The sequence below is a fragment of the uncultured Bradyrhizobium sp. genome, assembly GCF_936928535.1.
In the GTDB taxonomy this organism is placed as follows: Bacteria; Pseudomonadota; Alphaproteobacteria; order Rhizobiales; family Xanthobacteraceae; genus Bradyrhizobium.
In genome coordinates this window covers 120,669-136,003 of sequence record NZ_CAKZHY010000093.1, presented here as the reverse complement: position 1 = coordinate 136,003, position 15,335 = coordinate 120,669, and the positions used below count along the sequence as shown (strand labels likewise).

Genomic DNA, 15,335 nt, shown 5'->3' with positions numbered 1-15,335 from the left:
TCTCATCGCGCTTTAAAGATCCCGTCGTTCACCAGCGCGGGATTTCGCCTGATGGGACAGTGGTCGAGACCGCGTTGTTGTTCTTGGGAATGACAAGCGGACCGACGCAGGCGAACGCCTCGATGGAATGGTAGATGAAGTTCATCATGCCATCGACCCCCAGCACCGGGACCGTGCGATTGAGCGATGGCAGCTTGAGGAACCGGTTCTCCATCGGGAAGCAGAGCTCCAGCAGTTTCTTCGCGCCGCGCGGCGAGACCACATAACCCGCCGTGCCGAAGCAATGGACCAGCCGCAACGCAGCGACCTCTGCGGTTGATCTCTGGAACATCGCGGCGCTTTCGTCGCTCGGCTGCTTGGGTGTGAACATCATCTCGGACTTGAAGCCGGGCGTCAGCTCGAGCTCGAGAATGGAGTCCGTGTTGTAGCCCAGCGCGACGTAATCCCACGCGTTTAGACGGCGAAGGAAATCCAGACGCCCGGCGATGTCGTTGCGGATGATCGCATCGTCCTCGAAGACCAGCGCCGGCACCTCGGATTGAGCCGTCTGCTGCCAGATCCGGAAATGCGAGGCCGCGCACCCGACGGCCCCGGGCGTGAACTGCGCTCCTGAAACGACCAGGTTCATTCCGAGCGCATCCTGCGGCGAGAGCGATGCGCCTTCGGACGCTTCGAAGCGTTCAAAGGGAATGCTCGTCCCGGCGTTCAGCCTCTGGAAATTGTCGTATTTTTCCGGCTGACGATTGAGGTTGACGACAAAGTTCTTCATGCGGAGACCAGACTGGAAGTTCGGACAAAGCGCGCTGATCGCTGATCGCAGCCATATCAACCGCCCCCTTGATTCGCCATGCGCCGGCGCAATGCGATGACGGCGCTGTCCAGCTTCAAGCAAGCTCCAGGGGATAGCTGTCAAACACCAGCAACCCTCCCGGGGGAATCGGATTGCTGCGAGCTCTCATGATCCGGAAGGCATCTCATGAATTATCACGACGGCACTCTCGCAAGGGCTAACGAGACTTCGACAGAGCCGTCGTCGCTGACGCGGGATGAATACTACCAGATCTGCCTTCGGCACCTGAGGACCGGTGAGCTCGATCAGGCTGAAGCCCGTTGCCGGGAAGGTCTTGCCTCGGACGCAAACCATGCCGGCCTGCTGCATCTGATGGCCGGCGTCTGTCTGCTCAATGGCGACTACGATGCGGCCATCAACTGGGCCGGCCGTGCGCTGACGAATGAGATGAAGGCGACCTATCTCGCAACGTTCGGGACGGCGCTGCTCGGCAAGGGGCTCCAGGCAAAGGCCTTCGAGGCGTTTCAGCGCGCGGTGGCGCTCGATCCCGTCGACCCTTCAATCTGGGAGAATTTCGGCAATGCCTTGAACAGGGTGGGGCAAGCCAACCATGCAAGTCTCTGCTTCCTGATCGCGCGGGCCTATCAGAAATTGCCGTTCCTCGGCGAGTGCCGTTCGGCTCCGCGCAGCGGCTGGAACGCGCTGACGGCGCAATTCAATCCGCATCTGCGAACCCGTGGGAAGCCGGACGAGGCGCGCGATCCCATTCACTGCTTCTGGTCGAACGCGCCGCTCAGCGAGATGTCGCGTCTGTCGCTGCAGTCGATGGTCCGCCAGGGTCATCCGGTCAAGCTCTATACCTTCGACAATGTCGCCGCGATGCAGGCGCGTGTGCCGCCCGGGGTCATGGTGGTCGATGCGGCAAGCCTGGTGCCTGCTGCGATCTACCAGCATGCCGTGCTGAACAGCGAGATCCGCTATTTCAGCGACATCTTCCGCTACGCCGTTCTTCATGAGTTCGGCGGCTGGTGGCTCGATACGGACATCGTGCTCGTCAAGCCGCTGGATTTCGGCAGGGAGCATGTGTTCTCCGCGCAATGGTCGGGCGTCGAGCAAGGGCATGTCTGTGTCGGCGACGTGATGCGCGCGCCCAAGGGCTCGATCCACATGGCCAATCTCTATGCGCTGTCGCTGCAGCGCCTGTTCAGCGAGAAACGCGTCGAATACGGCGCCGTGGGGCCGCTGCTGCTCAGCGAATATCTGCTCGTTGCCGGCGACGAGGAGCTGCAAGCGTCGATCCTGCCGCCGACGACCTTCAACGCCATCGATTGGCGTGAAGTGGAGCTGTTCGCCGCCGAGAGCCGCGCCGGCTTCGAGCTGTTGAGCGACCCCCGCGTCACCGGTGTCCATCTCTGGGGCAAGATGTGGGCCGAGCGGGGCTTGCGCTTCGATGCGGTGCCCGAGCAGAGCGTCGCGGGCTATCTCAAGAAGCTGGTGCTCGAGCCGAACTGGCTGACACAGCTCGCGGCGAAATACGATTCGGACAAGGGCGCAGTCTACAAGGGGCACATTGCCCACCACTATACTCGCGTCTATCACGAGCTGTTTCGATCGAAGGTGCTGGAGCCTATTCATATCCTGGAAATCGGCCTGTGCCGCGGCCGCGTCGAAGGCTGGGCGCAGGACCAGGTGCCGTCGCTGCAGATGTGGCTGGACTACTTTCCGAATGCCGAGATCATCGGCGTCGACATCGAGGATTTCAGCTGGTTCTCTCATCCACGCGTCAGGATCCATCGGGTCGACCAGGGCGACCGCAGCATGCTGGAAGAGCTCGCGCGCAAGGAGAAGCCGCTTGATATCATCATCGATGACGGTTCTCACGCCTCGGTGCATCAGCACCTGACGCTCGGCGTGCTCTTCCCCGCGCTAAAGCCGGGCGGCCTGTTCGTCATCGAGGATCTGGATTGGCAGCCGCCGGAGATCCCGTCGGGCGGCGCGCCCCTGGTCAAGGACGTGCTCAATGCGATGAAAGCGGGCGGCGCCTTCACCTCCAACGTGATGACCGAGACCGAGGCGAAGCTGATCTCGGACGAGGTCGACGAGATCCTGATCAACGACAGTTTTCGCGAGCTGATGTCGCGCGGCCTGCTGGGCGGCCTCGGCGTGCTCCGGCGCAAGGCGCCGTAGCGTCCTCAGTCGATCATCTCGGCCTTGATCGTGTTCTGGCCCGGCCTGTCCTGGTCGCGCCAGAACCAGACGGTCACGACACCGGAGCGGCCGCGGACCTCGGTGAGCAGGGGGCCTGACAGCACGCCGTCGGGCGCGCCGTGGAAGTCTGCGGCGTCCAGCAGCGTGTCGGTCAGTGCCAGACGCGCGTTGTTCTGCGCTGCGACCTCCATCAGCCGGCTCGCGAGATTGACGGTGTCGCCATTCGCCGTGATGTGCTGATGGCTCTCGCCGAGACGCGAGGCGACGATCGGGCCGAAATGCGCGCCGATCTTGAAGCCGAGCCGGCCACTGATCGCAGGCGGCAGCGATGCGATCCACTGCGCGACGCCGCGGTGCAGATCGATCGCACATTTCAGCGCACGCGCGGCGTCGTCTGGCATGGCACTCGGCAGGCCAAACAGGATCATCGCGCCGTCGCCGAGAAAGCTGGTGATCATGCCGCCGCAATCGACCGCGGCCTTGTCGATCAGCGCGTGGAACGCCTTCAGAATGTCCTGAAGCTCGTCAGGATCGAGCCGTTGGCTCAGTGCGGTGAAATCTGACAGATCGATGAAGACGATGGCCGCATCCTGCCGAACGGGCTGCGCCAGGAAGTTCGGATCGCGCGCCAGCCATTCCTGCAAGGCTGGCGCCTGGAACTGCGCCAGCGACCGGCTCTTGGCGGCGAGAAATTGGGTGCGGCGCGATCCCGCCCAAATCTGCACGCCGACGAAAACCGCGACCGGCGGCACCGCGGCCGCGAGCGTCGTCGCGGCATCGAGCCAGACGCCGTGCATGAATGCGAACAGATTGAGCCCGGCCCAGGCGGCCATCATCACGGCCGCCGCAACGAAGCCGAGCGTGCTACGCCGCCAGGCGAGCAAGCCGACCAGCAGCATCGGCAGCACGATCGCGATCAGCGCGTCGGCGATGTGAACCTTGCGGTCGCGCACGATGCTGTCACCGGCGACGAGATGCGTGATTGCAGTGGAGATCACCTCGGCGCCCGGCATCAGGGAATCGAACGGCGTCGGGAAGAAGTCGCCGCCACCGGCGACGGCCGCGCCGATCACGACGATCCGGTTCTCGATCGCCTTGCGATCGAGCGTGCCGTCGAAAATGCTCTGCGCACTCACGGTGCGGATGGTGCGGCGCGGCCCGTAATAGGTGATCGGCAGCGAGAAGTCGGTGTCCACAGGCACGAGCCGATCGCCGAGCATGAGATGATCGGGCGTGATCGTCAGGGGCTTGTCGAGTGCACGACTGGCGACCCGCAGCGGCAACGAAAGTTCGACCTTGTCGCCGGTGCGGAACAGCATCGGCACCGAGAGCGGCGTGCCGGAGTGTCCGGTCGCGACGTTGACGATGCCGACATCGGCGTGATCGGCGAAGATGGGCAACGGCAGCAGGAAGCGCTCGGCCTGGGGCAGGGCGGCAAGCGGCCCGGCGCTGCCGGACGCCACCGTCTCACTCGCACGCGGGAAGATCGCCGCGGCCGCGAGCACCATCGGGCCGGTCGCGAGCGTGTGGGCCAGCGTGGCGTCGCCGATCGCGGCGCTCCGGTCGACCAGCAGCAGATCGATCGCGATCACCTTCGGCTTGAACTGCACGATGGTGTCGACCACGCGCGCCAGGTCGGCCCGCGGCAGCGGATAGGTGCCGCCCCGTTTGACCACGGTGTCGTCGATGGCGACGACGGTGACGAGATCGGGTGGGGCCTGCACGCCGCGCGCGAGCGTGCGCAGGTCTGTCAGCGTCGCCTCGAGCCGGTCGAGAAAGGCCAGATGGCCGCCTGCGTGAGCGGCAAAAATGCCGGCGCCCCACAGGGCCGTGAGGACGAGGGCCACCAGGATCTGAACGCGTCTATTCATTACGCCGTGCTGCAATCTACTTTTTGTTTTCAGGCCCTGCCTCCGCAGGTCGTGCGGACCGGGCTTATTGACCCAGCCTTGCCATCAGCGCGTCGACGCGCGGCTGGCCCCATGTCTTGACGGTCAGCGCACCCGTTGCCTCGACGTCGACGCCTTCGCCCGGTCCGAGCACCACGCCGCGGCCACGTGTCGCCCTGCGGGTCACGCCGACACGGCCGTTGGCGACGAACACCGAGGTCTTGGCGTCGGCGACATCGACCGCCCATTTGGTGCCGCGCACCGCGGCGATGGCTTGCGGCGTCAGCACCTTGAAGGGATTGCCGCCGGGTTTCTTGGGCACCTCGACCAGCAGCGCTTTGCCGCTCAACTCGACGGCATCTATATGTCCGTCGCGGTTGGCGTCCTTCAGTTCAAATCTCGCGCCGTTTTCTGCAACGATGGTGATCCCGTTGTCGCATCGCCAGACCTGCGTGCCGGCGGCGGATAGCGATGCCGTGCAGCCCGCGTCCGTGGCAGGCTGTGCACTAGCAGATCCGATCAACAACAAGGACCACGCCAGGGCGCAACACCCCTCGCGCAAAAACCCTCTCATGCCAGCCTCCGTTTTGCGTGCTCGGCACAGTTCAAGGCGATGTTGATACGGTACCGTATCACGCGCAGAGGCTGCTGAAAAGTGCCAGGGGCTGTAGCTATTTTCCCGATCCGGCCATTTCCAGATTGGCGCGATCAACTTTCGGTCAGGCCACCGTGCCTTCTTTTTCTCCCTCTCCCCGTTCTTATGGTGAGAGGGTTGGGGTGAGGGGCGCGAAGGCCGAGCCCGGCGCGCCAGCCTTGCGCAACCCTTCCCCGGTATCGTCCGGGGTCTTGATGACCACGAAAAGGTCTTGGTTGGTGGGTCTACAGATGCGGCGGCAGACATCGTCTGACCGTGCTGAACCGGCCGAGAATTATGGTTAACAGCGTCGCCTAAGTCCGTAGTTCTGCGGACCTTTTTCTCGAAATGGCACAGCGTTAACGAGTTGCCCTACAACTGCCCGAACTTAATCTGCATTTAACTAAAAGTCGCCTTAATGACGCTCCGACCCTCTGCGAGATGCTGGTTCCGGAACGTACCAGCGGCACTTCGAAGGGGGACTGAGTGACACCGTCCTGGACGCAAGGCGAATGAGTACGAGTATCGCTGCGCAGAGTTACGCGGCACGGATGCCCAATAATTCTCGGAAGTCTTCCCGGAAAATGACCACCCAAAACGTGCTTGGCGCCGCCGTGGCCGGCTGCGTCTTGCTGGCCGGCTGGACCGTCTACAACAACATCTTCGCCGCCAGCGTCTATCCGACCGTCGGCAGCACCGGTTACGACGAGCCCGTGGTCAAGCGCGCGCCCAAGGTCGTGCTGCGCGAGGCGGGCGCGGCCATCCGGGAAACCTTTGCGCTGCTGCCCGACCGGCTGCAGGTGGCCGCACCGATTTCTCGCGAACAGTTCAACGAGCGCTTTGCCGCCGCGGCGACACAGGGCGTGGAGTCCAACGCGGCGAGCGCTGTGCCTGCGACGCGGGTCGCCGAAGCCCCCGCAAAGCCGACCGTCATGGCCAAGGTTGCGGAAGTGCTGAAGAGCCCGGCCAAGGTCTCCGAACGCATTGCCGAGAAGGTCGCGGAGGTGACGAAGCCCAAGCGCGGCACGGAAGCGTCCGTGCAGCTCGCCTCCGCCGATCCGGCCCAGATCGTGCCGGCGCCGCAAGCCAGGCCAAAGTCCTTTGCCGATCGCGCCAAGGCCGCGGTGATGTCGATCACCGGCCCGCGCCAGTCGATGGTGGAGAAGCTCTGGGGCAAGCGTGACCCTTCCGGCGGCCTGCTGGCCTATGCCTCGGCCGATGCCAGCGTGACCTCGGCGATCGCGCCGAAGGAGCAGAACCCGATGCTCGGCGGCGCGCCGCCCTATGACCGCGACACCGCAGTCTACGACATCACCGCCAAGACGGTTTATCTGCCCGACGGCACCAGGCTCGAGGCGCATTCCGGCCTCGGCGACAATCTGGACGATCCGCGCTCGCAACGCGTGCGCATGCGCGGCGTGACCCCGCCGCACATCTACAATCTCAAGCCGCGCGAAGCGCTGTTCCACGGCGTGCCCGCGCTGCGCCTCACCCCGATCGGTGGCGAGAACGCGATCTACGGCCGCGACGGCCTGCTCGCCCACACCTTCATGCTCGGGCCGAATGGAGATTCCAACGGCTGCGTGTCGTTCAAGGACTATTACGCGTTCCTCGACGCCTACCGCAACAAGGGCATTCGCAAGCTCGCGGTGCTGGCGCGGGTTGAATAGTTCAAGTCAATTCGAGACCATGCAAAAGGGCCCCAGCTAGCGGCCCTTTTTCTTTTTCGTTTGCCGGCGCACCGTCGCCGGCGACCTGCTAGGCCGCGTTGGCCGGCATGGCCTTGCGCAGCGCCATCTCGGTGGCGATCGCTTCGCGCATCACGGGCCGCGCCTGCATGCGCTCGAGATATCTAGCGAGCGCGGGCCATTGCGCGATGTCGACACCAGCGGGGCGAAGCAGCAAGAGAGCCCAGGCGAGATGTGCATCCGCCACGGTGAAGCGTTGACCAACGAGGAATTCGCGGTCCGCCAGATGCGCCGACGGCACCGACAGGGTCTGTACGATCCGCGCGCGCGGCTTGGCGAGCGAACCGTCGTCCTTGTACCAGAAGGTCGGAAACAGGAAGGCCTTGTGGATCTCGGCGCCGACGAAGCTCAGCCATTCCTGCAGACGGTAGCGATCCAGTTCGCCAGGCCGCGGCGCAAGGCCGCGCTCGGGCTTTAGGTCGGCGATGTATTGCAGCACCGCCGCGCATTCGGTCAGCCGTTCTCCGTTCTCGAGCACCAGAACCGGCACGGCGCGCTTCGGCGAGATGCGGCCGAAATCACTGTCGTCGTCCGCGACCGTCTTGGTTGCGAGATGCACCTGGTGATAGCGCGCCTCGAGACCTGCTTCCATCAGCGCGATACGGCTCGCAAGCGAGCAGGCCATCGGTGAGAAATAGAGCTGCAGCATCATCCTGCTCCGTTAGGTCAGCGCATCGCCGCGCGCGATGATCGCGAAGCGGTCGGAGAGTTCGGCGAGCGCAACCTCGTGGATGGTCCGGGCATCCAGCGTGCCGCCGCGTCCGTCGGGGAGATCGCGCGTGGCGCAGGCATCGGCATCGATGGTGGTGCGAAAGCCGAGGTCGAGCGCGGCGCGCGCCGTGGAGCTGATGCACATATGCGTCATGAATCCGGCCAGCACGATGTTCTTCCTGCCGGTCGCATCGAGGCGCGATTTGAGATCGGTGCCGGCGAATGCATTGGGCAGCTCCTTCTCGATCACGAGCTCTCCGTCACGCGGTGTGAGTTCGGCGACGATGGCGCCGCGGTCCGCGCTGCGGTCGAACAGGCTGCCCGCCTTGCCGCGATGGGCGATATGAATGATCGCGGCTCCGCTCACGCGTGCCCTTGTCAGCAGCGCTGTCGCCCGCGCTATCGCCGGCTTGGCGTCGGGCAGGGCGAGGGGACCCGCGAGATATTCGTTCTGGATGTCGATCAGCACCAGCGCGGCCTCGCCGAGACGCGGCGGGTTGAGGTCGGCGCCGGCGAGCTGGAGCAGGGTCTTTGCGGTCGTCATGGTCAGGCAATCTCCGGGGCGAAAGGCTTGCCCAACATAGCGCCCCAGCTGCCTGCCGATATGCAGGGATATTGCAGCCGGTGGCTGCGATATTGCAGGCATCTCGCGGCCGATATAGCCTTGAGCTCATGAATTGGGACGACCTCCGCATCATCGCCGCCGTCAGGGACGAGGGCACCTATGCCGGCGCCAGCGCACGGCTGCGCATCGACGAGACCACTGTCGGCCGCAGGCTGTCGCGCATCGAGCGTGCGCTCGGCCTGCGCCTGTTCGAGGCCGCCGACGGCCTTCGCAGGCCGACGCGGCAATGCGAGGCGGTGCTGGCGCATGTCGAGGCGATGGCCGCGCATGCCGCCGAGATCGGCCGCCTCGGCGAGAGCCTGGAAGGTCCCGTCGGGCGCTTGCGCATCGCCTCCACCAACACGGTCGCCGAGGCGGTGCTGTCGCCGCGCGCAAGCGACTTCCTGCGCGCCAATCCGGGCCTGACGCTGCAATTCCTCACCTCGAGCGAGAACGTCAAATTCTCGCGCTGGGAGGCCGATCTCGCCATCCGCCTGCGCAAGCCCGACAAGGGTGACTTCGCAATTTCCAGGCTCGGCGACATCAAGCTGTACTATTTCGAGCCCGTGATGACAGAAGGCGAGCCGATGCTCTGTGCCTATCCGGACGAGCTCGGTGCCATTCCCGAGATGCAGTTTCTTCGTACCAAGAAAGCCCGCGCGCGCTGCGTGACCGACAACGTTCGCGTCATCCGCAATCTGATCCGCGCGCATCAGGCTGCCGGCGTGTTGCCGGAATATGTCTGCGCTGATTTGCTCGGCGATGGCCGCCTGCGCGCCACGCTGCTGCCGAAGCGGCGCGATGCCTGGCTGCTGGTGCAAAACCACCTCAAGCGCGACGCCGCAACGCGCGTGACGATCGACTGGGTGAGGGCGTGTTTTCAGGAGATGTCGCGCGCGTGATCGTGTGCGCGGCCTCGCCCGTTGAACGCAGGACGGCAGCCGCGCGACCAAAGTTGGCGGGGATTGTGCGTGCATTCGATCTGCGCAATCCAGCAACGGCAGACTTCGCGAGGGGCTGATGACCACGCTTCAGGGCACCGTTCGGCCAAAGGCCCGATCCAGCGAGTGGAAGGCCATCGTCATCCTGATCCTGCTCGTGCCCGTGCTGTGGTCGCCGCCCCTGCTGTTTCGCTACGTGCTGTATCAGCCGTTCAATATTCCGTCCGGCTCGATGATGCCGACGTTGATGGTGGGCGACTATGTCTTTGCCGCCAAATATGCCTATGGCTACGGCCGCTATTCGTTTCCCTATGCGCCGTCCTTCATCTCGGGCCGGCTCAACGCTGCTGATCCCGCCTATGGCGACATCGTCGTGTTCCGGTCGCCAAAGGATAATGAGATCGACTATGTCAAGCGCGTGGTCGGGTTGCCCGGCGATCGCATCCAGATGCGGCAGGGGCAGCTCTTCATCAACGACAAGCCCGTCGCGCGCGTCGCGCTGAAGGAGGTTTCCGCCGGCTCGGCCTGCGGCGGCGAGACCGGGACCAGGGTCAAGCGCTGGCGCGAGACCATGCCGAACGGGGCGAGCTACATCACCTACGACTGCGTCGACAATGGCTATGCGGACAACACGGAAGTTTACACCGTACCTCCGGGCCATTTCTTCGCGATGGGCGACAACAGGGACAACTCCACCGACAGCCGCTTCAAGGCCGTGATGGGTTTTGTCCCGATGGACAATCTCATCGGCAAGGTGACGCGGATCTTCTGGTCGCTCGATTCCGACGGCGATCTGCGCGTGGAGCGGATCGGGAAGGTGCAGTAGGGCGCGGAGAGAAGTTGTTCAAAACAAAAACCCCGGCATCGCTGCCGGGGTTTCGTGGTTCTCGAGGGTGTTGGACCTTAGAAGTCCATGCCGCCCATACCGCCGCCCGGGGGCATCGCGGGACCAGCGCCGCCCTTCTTGGGCAGCTCGGCGACCATGGCTTCCGTGGTGATCAGAAGCGCCGCAACCGAAGCTGCGTTCTGGATCGCGGTACGGACCACCTTGGTCGGGTCGATGATGCCCTTCTTGACGAGGTCGGCATATTCACCGGTCTGGGAGTCGAAGCCGTAAGCGTAGGCCTTGTTCTCCAGGATCTTGCCGACGATCACCGAGCCGTCTTCACCGGCGTTGATCGCGATCTGGCGAGCGGGAGCCGACAGAGCCTTGCGAACGATCTCGACGCCGGTCTTCTGGTCGTCGTTCTTGGTGCGCAGGCCCTTGAGCTGCTCGGAGGCACGGAGCAGGGCGACGCCGCCGCCCGGGACGATGCCTTCTTCCACAGCCGCACGGGTCGCATGCATCGCGTCATCAACGCGATCCTTGCGCTCCTTCACCTCGACCTCGGTCGCGCCGCCGACGCGGATCACCGCGACGCCGCCAGCGAGCTTGGCGAGACGCTCCTGGAGCTTCTCACGGTCGTAGTCCGAGGTCGTCTCCTCGATCTGCGCCTTGATCTGGGCCACGCGCGCCTCGATGTCGGCCTTCTTGCCGGCGCCGTTGACGATCGTGGTGTTCTCCTTGTCGATCATCACCTTCTTGGCGCGACCGAGCATGTTGAGCGTGACGTTCTCGAGCTTGATGCCGAGATCTTCCGAGATCGCCTGGCCGCCGGTCAGGATCGCGATGTCCTGCAGCATGGCCTTGCGGCGATCGCCGAAGCCCGGAGCCTTGACGGCCGCGACCTTCAGACCACCGCGCAGGCGGTTCACGACCAGGGTCGCGAGCGCTTCACCTTCGACGTCTTCGGCGACGATGACCAGCGGCTTGCCGGTCTGCACCACGGCCTCGAGCAGCGGGAGCAGCTCGTTCAGCGAGGAGAGCTTCTTCTCGTTGATGAGGATGTAGGCGTCGTCCATCTCAACGCGCATCTTGTCGGCGTTGGTGACGAAGTAGGGCGAGATGTACCCGCGGTCGAACTGCATGCCCTCGACGACGTCGAGTTCGGTCTCGAGCGACTTGGCTTCCTCGACGGTGATGACACCCTCGTTGCCGACCTTCTTCATGGCGTCGGAGAGGAACTTGCCGATCTCCTGGTCGCCGTTCGCCGAGATGGTGCCGACCTGGGCGATCTCGTCGTTCGAGGTGACCTTCTTGGAGTTCTTCTGCAGGTCCGCAACCACGGCTTCGACCGCGAGGTCGATACCGCGCTTGAGATCCATCGGGTTCATGCCGGCGGCGACCGACTTGGCGCCTTCGCGCACGATCGCCTGGGCGAGCACGGTGGCGGTGGTGGTGCCGTCGCCGGCCGCGTCAGCTGACTTGGAGGCGACTTCGCGCACCATCTGCGCGCCCATGTTCTCGAACTTGTCCTCGAGCTCGATCTCCTTGGCGACGGTGACGCCGTCCTTGGTGATGCGGGGAGCGCCGAACGACTTGTCGAGCACGACGTTGCGGCCCTTCGGACCGAGCGTGACCTTCACCGCGTTGGCGAGAATGTCGACGCCGCGCAGCATCTTGTCGCGCGCATCAACCGAGAATTTGACTTCTTTGGCTGCCATCTGGATTTTTCCTTGGATGATTTATGACTGGAGGGAGAGAGGGGCTGTTAGGCCGCCTTCTTCTTGGAAGCGGGGACGTCGAGGACGCCCATGATGTCGCTTTCCTTCATGATCAGGAGATCGACGCTATCGATCTTGACCTCGGTTCCGGACCACTTGCCGAACAGCACGCGATCGCCGACCTTCAGGTCGATCGGGATCAGCTTGCCAGCCTCGTCGCGGCCACCGGGGCCGACGGCAACGACTTCGCCCTGCGAAGGCTTTTCCTTGGCAGTGTCGGGAATGATGATGCCGCCTGCGGTCTTCTCTTCTGCGTCGATGCGCTTGACCACGACGCGGTCGTGAAGCGGACGGAAGTTCATGCAGTCCTCCTAAGCAATTGCTCGGGTTGATGATTTCTGAATTGTTAGCAATCCCAACTAGCGAGTGCCAGCGGGCACAGATGAGATAAGCCACGATTTTTGCGGGGGCAAGGGCTTCTAGCAGAAAAATCAGCACTCGATAGCGCTGTCTGCCAAATCTCTTTCCCATCGTTAACCGACCGTGGGAACCGTATTAGCACGGAGCGGGCTCTGCTGCTAAAGCATTGAATTTCAACAACTTGTTAAACTTTTGGGCTTGAGATGGATTGTCAGTTTGCGTCACATTTCTCTCATGTGAGCGCATCTCCATCGGGTGGCTCGTGCGCGTACCCGGAAAGCCACCCCCTGAATGCGCTCCTGCAAAGGAGGTTGGCATGGGACTGCGGGTTGGGGGCGTTTCCGAGGACTTTCGGAAACAGATGCTGGGTTACGGGCTGACGACAGCCCAAATTCTCTACCGGATGCCGGATCATCCCTCACTGCTCCAGACCTACGTCTGGCAGAACTACGACATGTTTCCGAAATTCCCGGCGCTGACCGATTTCCTGGCGTTCTGGACCGAGAAGCTCGACGGCCCCCTGCATTCGGTGACCGTGGCGCATTCCAAGCTGATCAAGCCCGCCGAGTTGCGCGCCGTGGACGGCGTGTTCCGGCTGCATTGAGGCGAGCACCGCTCTTGCGGCGAACGCGGATCGCGTAGGGTAGGCAAAGGCGCGCTCTTCGCGCGCCGTGCCCACCATCTCTCCTTGATCGCACGCAGAACGTGGGCACGCTCCGCTTTGCCCACCCTACGAGACCCGTTTCCGTGTTAGCCTTCCGCGATAACAACAGGGGAGGCCGGCCCATGGCCAAAAAAACCAAATCGCGCAACGCAGCCCAGACCGCGGTGAAGAAGCGGAGCGGCGCCAAGTCTGCCGCACGATCCTCGGCACGCAAGGCCGTGAAGGCGAAGGCGCGCACGATAACCGTCAAGACTGTTGCAAAGAAGCCGTCGCGCCCCAAGCAGCGCATCGCCATTAGCCATCACCGCGAGGAAGATTTCAAAGCTGATGGCCTGCGCGCCTACGCCAAATACCGCGACCTCGGCATCGCCGCTGCTTCGCATGGTCTGGCCCAAGCCCACGTCATCCGCCTGCAAGGCCCCTGCGATCCGGCCGAGGTCTCGAAACTGCATTTCCACGACGTCGACTTCCAGATGGTCTACGTGCTCAAGGGCTGGGTGAAAACCTACATGGACGGCCAGGGCGAGACCATGATGCAGCAAGGCAGCGCCTGGACCCAGCCGCCGAAGATCAAGCATATGATTTTGGATTACTCTGATGACGTCGAACTGCTCGAGGTGATCCTGCCGGCGGAGTTCAGGACGGTGGAGTTGAAGGCTTGATGTCATTCCGGGGCGCGCGTAGCGCGAACCCGGAATCCATTTCGCCTCGGGTGACGCGGCCCAATGGATTCCGGGCTCGATGCTTCGCATCGCCCCGGAATGACGAGCGGGGGATAGGTTACGTCAACACCCCCACGATCGCTCCCATCAGACACGTCGTCAGCGTCCCCGATACGATCGACTTCAGCCCGAGCGCGTTGATCTCGTCGCGCCGGTCCGGCGCCATCACCCCTAAGCCGCCGATCATGATGCCGAGGCTGGCGAAATTGGCGAAGCCGCACATCGCATAAAGCATGATCAGGCGCGAGCGCGGATCGAGCGTGTCGGGCGGCAGCTTCGAGAAGTCGACATAGGCGACGAGCTCGTTGAGCACGGTCTTGGTGCCCATCAGGCTGCCGGCGGTGATCGCCTGGTCCCACGGCAGACCCATCAGCCAGCAGACCGGCGCCATGATCAACCCCAGCACGCGCTGCAGCGAGATCGCGGCGCCGCCGACGGCAGGCAACAGAGCAAGCACCGCATTGGCGAGATAGACCAGCGCCACCAGCACCAGCAGCATCGCCACGATGTTGATCAACAGCTCGATGCCCGCGCCCGTGCCTTTCACGATCGCGTCCATGGTGCCGGAGACCGCCATCTCCGGATCCGCCAGCGCGCCGCCGGTGCGCGCGTCTGATGTCTCGGGGATCATGATCAGGCTGACCAGGATCGCGGCCGGCGCGCCCAGCACGGAGGCGATGACGAAATGCGCGGCCGCATCGGGAATGAGAGGCGCAAGCAGCGTCGCATAGAGCACCAGCACGGTGCCGGCGATGCCGGCCATGCCGCCGGTCATCACCAGAAACAATTCGCTGCGCGACATCTGCGTCAGATAAGGCCGCACGAACAGCGGCGCCTCGACCATGCCGAGGAAGATGTTGGCGGCGGTCGAGAGCCCGACCGCGCCGCCGACCCCTAACGTGCGCTCCAGCAGCCAGGCCATGCCGCGCACGATGGGCGGCAGCACCCGCCAATAGAACAGCAGCGTCGTCAGCACGCTCATGACCAGCACGATCGGCAGCGCCTGGAACGCCAGGATGAAATCGGCGCCGGGCACCTTCAGCTCGAACGGCAGGGCGCCGCCGCCGACATAGCCGAATACGAAGGAGGAGCCGGCGCGCGAGGCCGCGGAGATCGCGCCGACCGCGTCGTTGATGGCGCCGAACGCGTGGGCCACGAAAGGCACCTTCAACAGCACGATCGCGGTGACGAAGGTGACGACGAGGCCGACAAGCGCCTGGCGCAGCGAGACCGCGCGGCGATTCTCCGCCAGCGCGAAGGCGATCAGCAGCAATGCGAAAACGCCGAGTGTCGATTGCAGCCGCAGCATGATGTCCCCAATCCCCCAATCATTATGGCCGCGCCTGCGTTGCAAAGGCAATGCCGGGAATGTTGCCGCCCGTCCCGCTGTTGACATCCAGGTCCGCCTCAGCCACGCGGGGCAGGTCGAGATCAGGGGCGGACCATCCGAGCGTGACCGA

General features: G+C 64.0%; 14 protein-coding genes. 6 read left to right on the top strand and 8 right to left on the bottom strand.

All coding sequences use genetic code 11. From position 1 onward, the window contains the following. Positions 1-28: 28 nt before the first annotated feature. Positions 29-769, bottom strand: coding sequence for a glycosyltransferase family 25 protein (locus tag Q0687_RS16005; RefSeq protein ID WP_298878343.1), 741 nt, complete (start codon positions 767-769; stop codon positions 29-31). Positions 770-976: 207 nt separating this feature from the next. Between Q0687_RS16005 and Q0687_RS16000 the strand changes: the two genes are divergently transcribed. After that, on the top strand, positions 977-2,977 hold the full coding sequence (locus Q0687_RS16000) for a glycosyltransferase (protein WP_298878341.1): 2,001 nt from the start codon (positions 977-979) through the stop codon (positions 2,975-2,977). A 5-nt stretch (positions 2,978-2,982) separates the two neighbouring features. Here Q0687_RS16000 and Q0687_RS15995 read toward each other — a convergent pair whose 3' ends face one another. Next, positions 2,983-4,869 carry an adenylate/guanylate cyclase domain-containing protein gene (locus Q0687_RS15995; protein ID WP_298878339.1) on the bottom strand — a complete coding sequence of 629 codons (1,887 nt, stop codon included), beginning with the start codon at positions 4,867-4,869 and terminating at the stop codon, positions 2,983-2,985. Between the two features lie 64 nt (positions 4,870-4,933). Next, on the bottom strand, positions 4,934-5,461 hold the full coding sequence (locus tag Q0687_RS15990; protein WP_298878336.1) for a FecR domain-containing protein: 528 nt from the start codon (positions 5,459-5,461) through the stop codon (positions 4,934-4,936). Between the two features lie 644 nt (positions 5,462-6,105). Here Q0687_RS15990 and Q0687_RS15985 point away from each other — a divergent pair. Next, positions 6,106-7,191, top strand: coding sequence for a DUF2778 domain-containing protein (locus tag Q0687_RS15985; RefSeq protein WP_298878334.1), 1,086 nt, complete (start codon positions 6,106-6,108; stop codon positions 7,189-7,191). Between the two features lie 88 nt (positions 7,192-7,279). Here the strand turns inward: Q0687_RS15985 and Q0687_RS15980 are convergent, their stop codons facing one another. Further along, positions 7,280-7,918: a glutathione binding-like protein gene (locus Q0687_RS15980; RefSeq protein ID WP_298878500.1), complete on the bottom strand. Its 639-nt coding sequence runs from the start codon at positions 7,916-7,918 to the stop codon at positions 7,280-7,282. Between the two features lie 12 nt (positions 7,919-7,930). Next, the gene (locus Q0687_RS15975; protein ID WP_298878332.1) at positions 7,931-8,524 is read right to left on the bottom strand and encodes a cysteine hydrolase family protein; all 594 of its coding nucleotides are present in this window, start codon (positions 8,522-8,524) and stop codon (positions 7,931-7,933) included. 128 nt (positions 8,525-8,652) lie between these two features. On the opposite strand from Q0687_RS15975, the gene Q0687_RS15970 reads away from it, so the two are divergent. Together Q0687_RS15970 and lepB are read left to right on the top strand one after the other, a co-directional pair. After that, complete coding sequence (locus tag Q0687_RS15970; RefSeq protein ID WP_298878330.1) at positions 8,653-9,486, top strand: LysR family transcriptional regulator; 834 nt, start codon at positions 8,653-8,655, stop codon at positions 9,484-9,486. Positions 9,487-9,604: 118 nt separating this feature from the next. After that, positions 9,605-10,351, top strand: a complete 747-nt coding sequence (lepB, locus tag Q0687_RS15965; protein ID WP_298878328.1) for a signal peptidase I — start codon at positions 9,605-9,607, stop codon at positions 10,349-10,351. 77 nt (positions 10,352-10,428) lie between these two features. On the opposite strand, the gene groL is transcribed toward lepB, so the two are convergent. Together groL and Q0687_RS15955 are read right to left on the bottom strand one after the other, a co-directional pair. Then, the gene (gene groL, locus Q0687_RS15960) at positions 10,429-12,069 is read right to left on the bottom strand and encodes a chaperonin GroEL (RefSeq protein ID WP_298878327.1); all 1,641 of its coding nucleotides are present in this window, start codon (positions 12,067-12,069) and stop codon (positions 10,429-10,431) included. A 47-nt stretch (positions 12,070-12,116) separates the two neighbouring features. Further along, a complete protein-coding gene (locus tag Q0687_RS15955) occupies positions 12,117-12,431 on the bottom strand; it encodes a co-chaperone GroES (protein ID WP_298878325.1) in 315 nt (104 codons plus the stop codon). Between the two features lie 374 nt (positions 12,432-12,805). On the opposite strand from Q0687_RS15955, the gene Q0687_RS15950 reads away from it, so the two are divergent. Together Q0687_RS15950 and Q0687_RS15945 are read left to right on the top strand one after the other, a co-directional pair. Then, a complete protein-coding gene (locus tag Q0687_RS15950) occupies positions 12,806-13,093 on the top strand; it encodes an usg protein (protein ID WP_298878323.1) in 288 nt (95 codons plus the stop codon). A 182-nt stretch (positions 13,094-13,275) separates the two neighbouring features. After that, positions 13,276-13,815, top strand: coding sequence for a cupin domain-containing protein (locus Q0687_RS15945; protein WP_298878321.1), 540 nt, complete (start codon positions 13,276-13,278; stop codon positions 13,813-13,815). 118 nt (positions 13,816-13,933) lie between these two features. Here Q0687_RS15945 and Q0687_RS15940 read toward each other — a convergent pair whose 3' ends face one another. Beyond that, entirely contained in the window at positions 13,934-15,184 is a 1,251-nt protein-coding gene (locus tag Q0687_RS15940; protein ID WP_298878319.1) for a nucleoside transporter C-terminal domain-containing protein, read from the bottom strand. Positions 15,185-15,335: the final 151 nt, after the last annotated feature.

What these genes read in the sequence shown, in the direction of transcription:
- Q0687_RS15950 (WP_298878323.1), top strand. Translation starts at nt 12,806, where the DNA reads ATGGGACTGCGGGTTGGGGGCGTTTCCGAGGACTTTCGGAAACAGATG.
- Q0687_RS15945 (WP_298878321.1), top strand. Translation starts at nt 13,276, where the DNA reads ATGGCCAAAAAAACCAAATCGCGCAACGCAGCCCAGACCGCGGTGAAG.
- Q0687_RS15980 (WP_298878500.1), bottom strand. Translation starts at nt 7,918, where the DNA reads ATGCTGCAGCTCTATTTCTCACCGATGGCCTGCTCGCTTGCGAGCCGT.
- Q0687_RS15970 (WP_298878330.1), top strand. Translation starts at nt 8,653, where the DNA reads ATGAATTGGGACGACCTCCGCATCATCGCCGCCGTCAGGGACGAGGGC.
- Q0687_RS15995 (WP_298878339.1), bottom strand. Translation starts at nt 4,869, where the DNA reads ATGAATAGACGCGTTCAGATCCTGGTGGCCCTCGTCCTCACGGCCCTG.
- Q0687_RS16000 (WP_298878341.1), top strand. Translation starts at nt 977, where the DNA reads ATGAATTATCACGACGGCACTCTCGCAAGGGCTAACGAGACTTCGACA.
- groL (WP_298878327.1), bottom strand. Translation starts at nt 12,069, where the DNA reads ATGGCAGCCAAAGAAGTCAAATTCTCGGTTGATGCGCGCGACAAGATG.
- Q0687_RS16005 (WP_298878343.1), bottom strand. Translation starts at nt 769, where the DNA reads ATGAAGAACTTTGTCGTCAACCTCAATCGTCAGCCGGAAAAATACGAC.
- Q0687_RS15990 (WP_298878336.1), bottom strand. Translation starts at nt 5,461, where the DNA reads ATGAGAGGGTTTTTGCGCGAGGGGTGTTGCGCCCTGGCGTGGTCCTTG.
- lepB (WP_298878328.1), top strand. Translation starts at nt 9,605, where the DNA reads ATGACCACGCTTCAGGGCACCGTTCGGCCAAAGGCCCGATCCAGCGAG.
- Q0687_RS15985 (WP_298878334.1), top strand. Translation starts at nt 6,106, where the DNA reads ATGACCACCCAAAACGTGCTTGGCGCCGCCGTGGCCGGCTGCGTCTTG.
- Q0687_RS15940 (WP_298878319.1), bottom strand. Translation starts at nt 15,184, where the DNA reads ATGCTGCGGCTGCAATCGACACTCGGCGTTTTCGCATTGCTGCTGATC.
- Q0687_RS15955 (WP_298878325.1), bottom strand. Translation starts at nt 12,431, where the DNA reads ATGAACTTCCGTCCGCTTCACGACCGCGTCGTGGTCAAGCGCATCGAC.
- Q0687_RS15975 (WP_298878332.1), bottom strand. Translation starts at nt 8,524, where the DNA reads ATGACGACCGCAAAGACCCTGCTCCAGCTCGCCGGCGCCGACCTCAAC.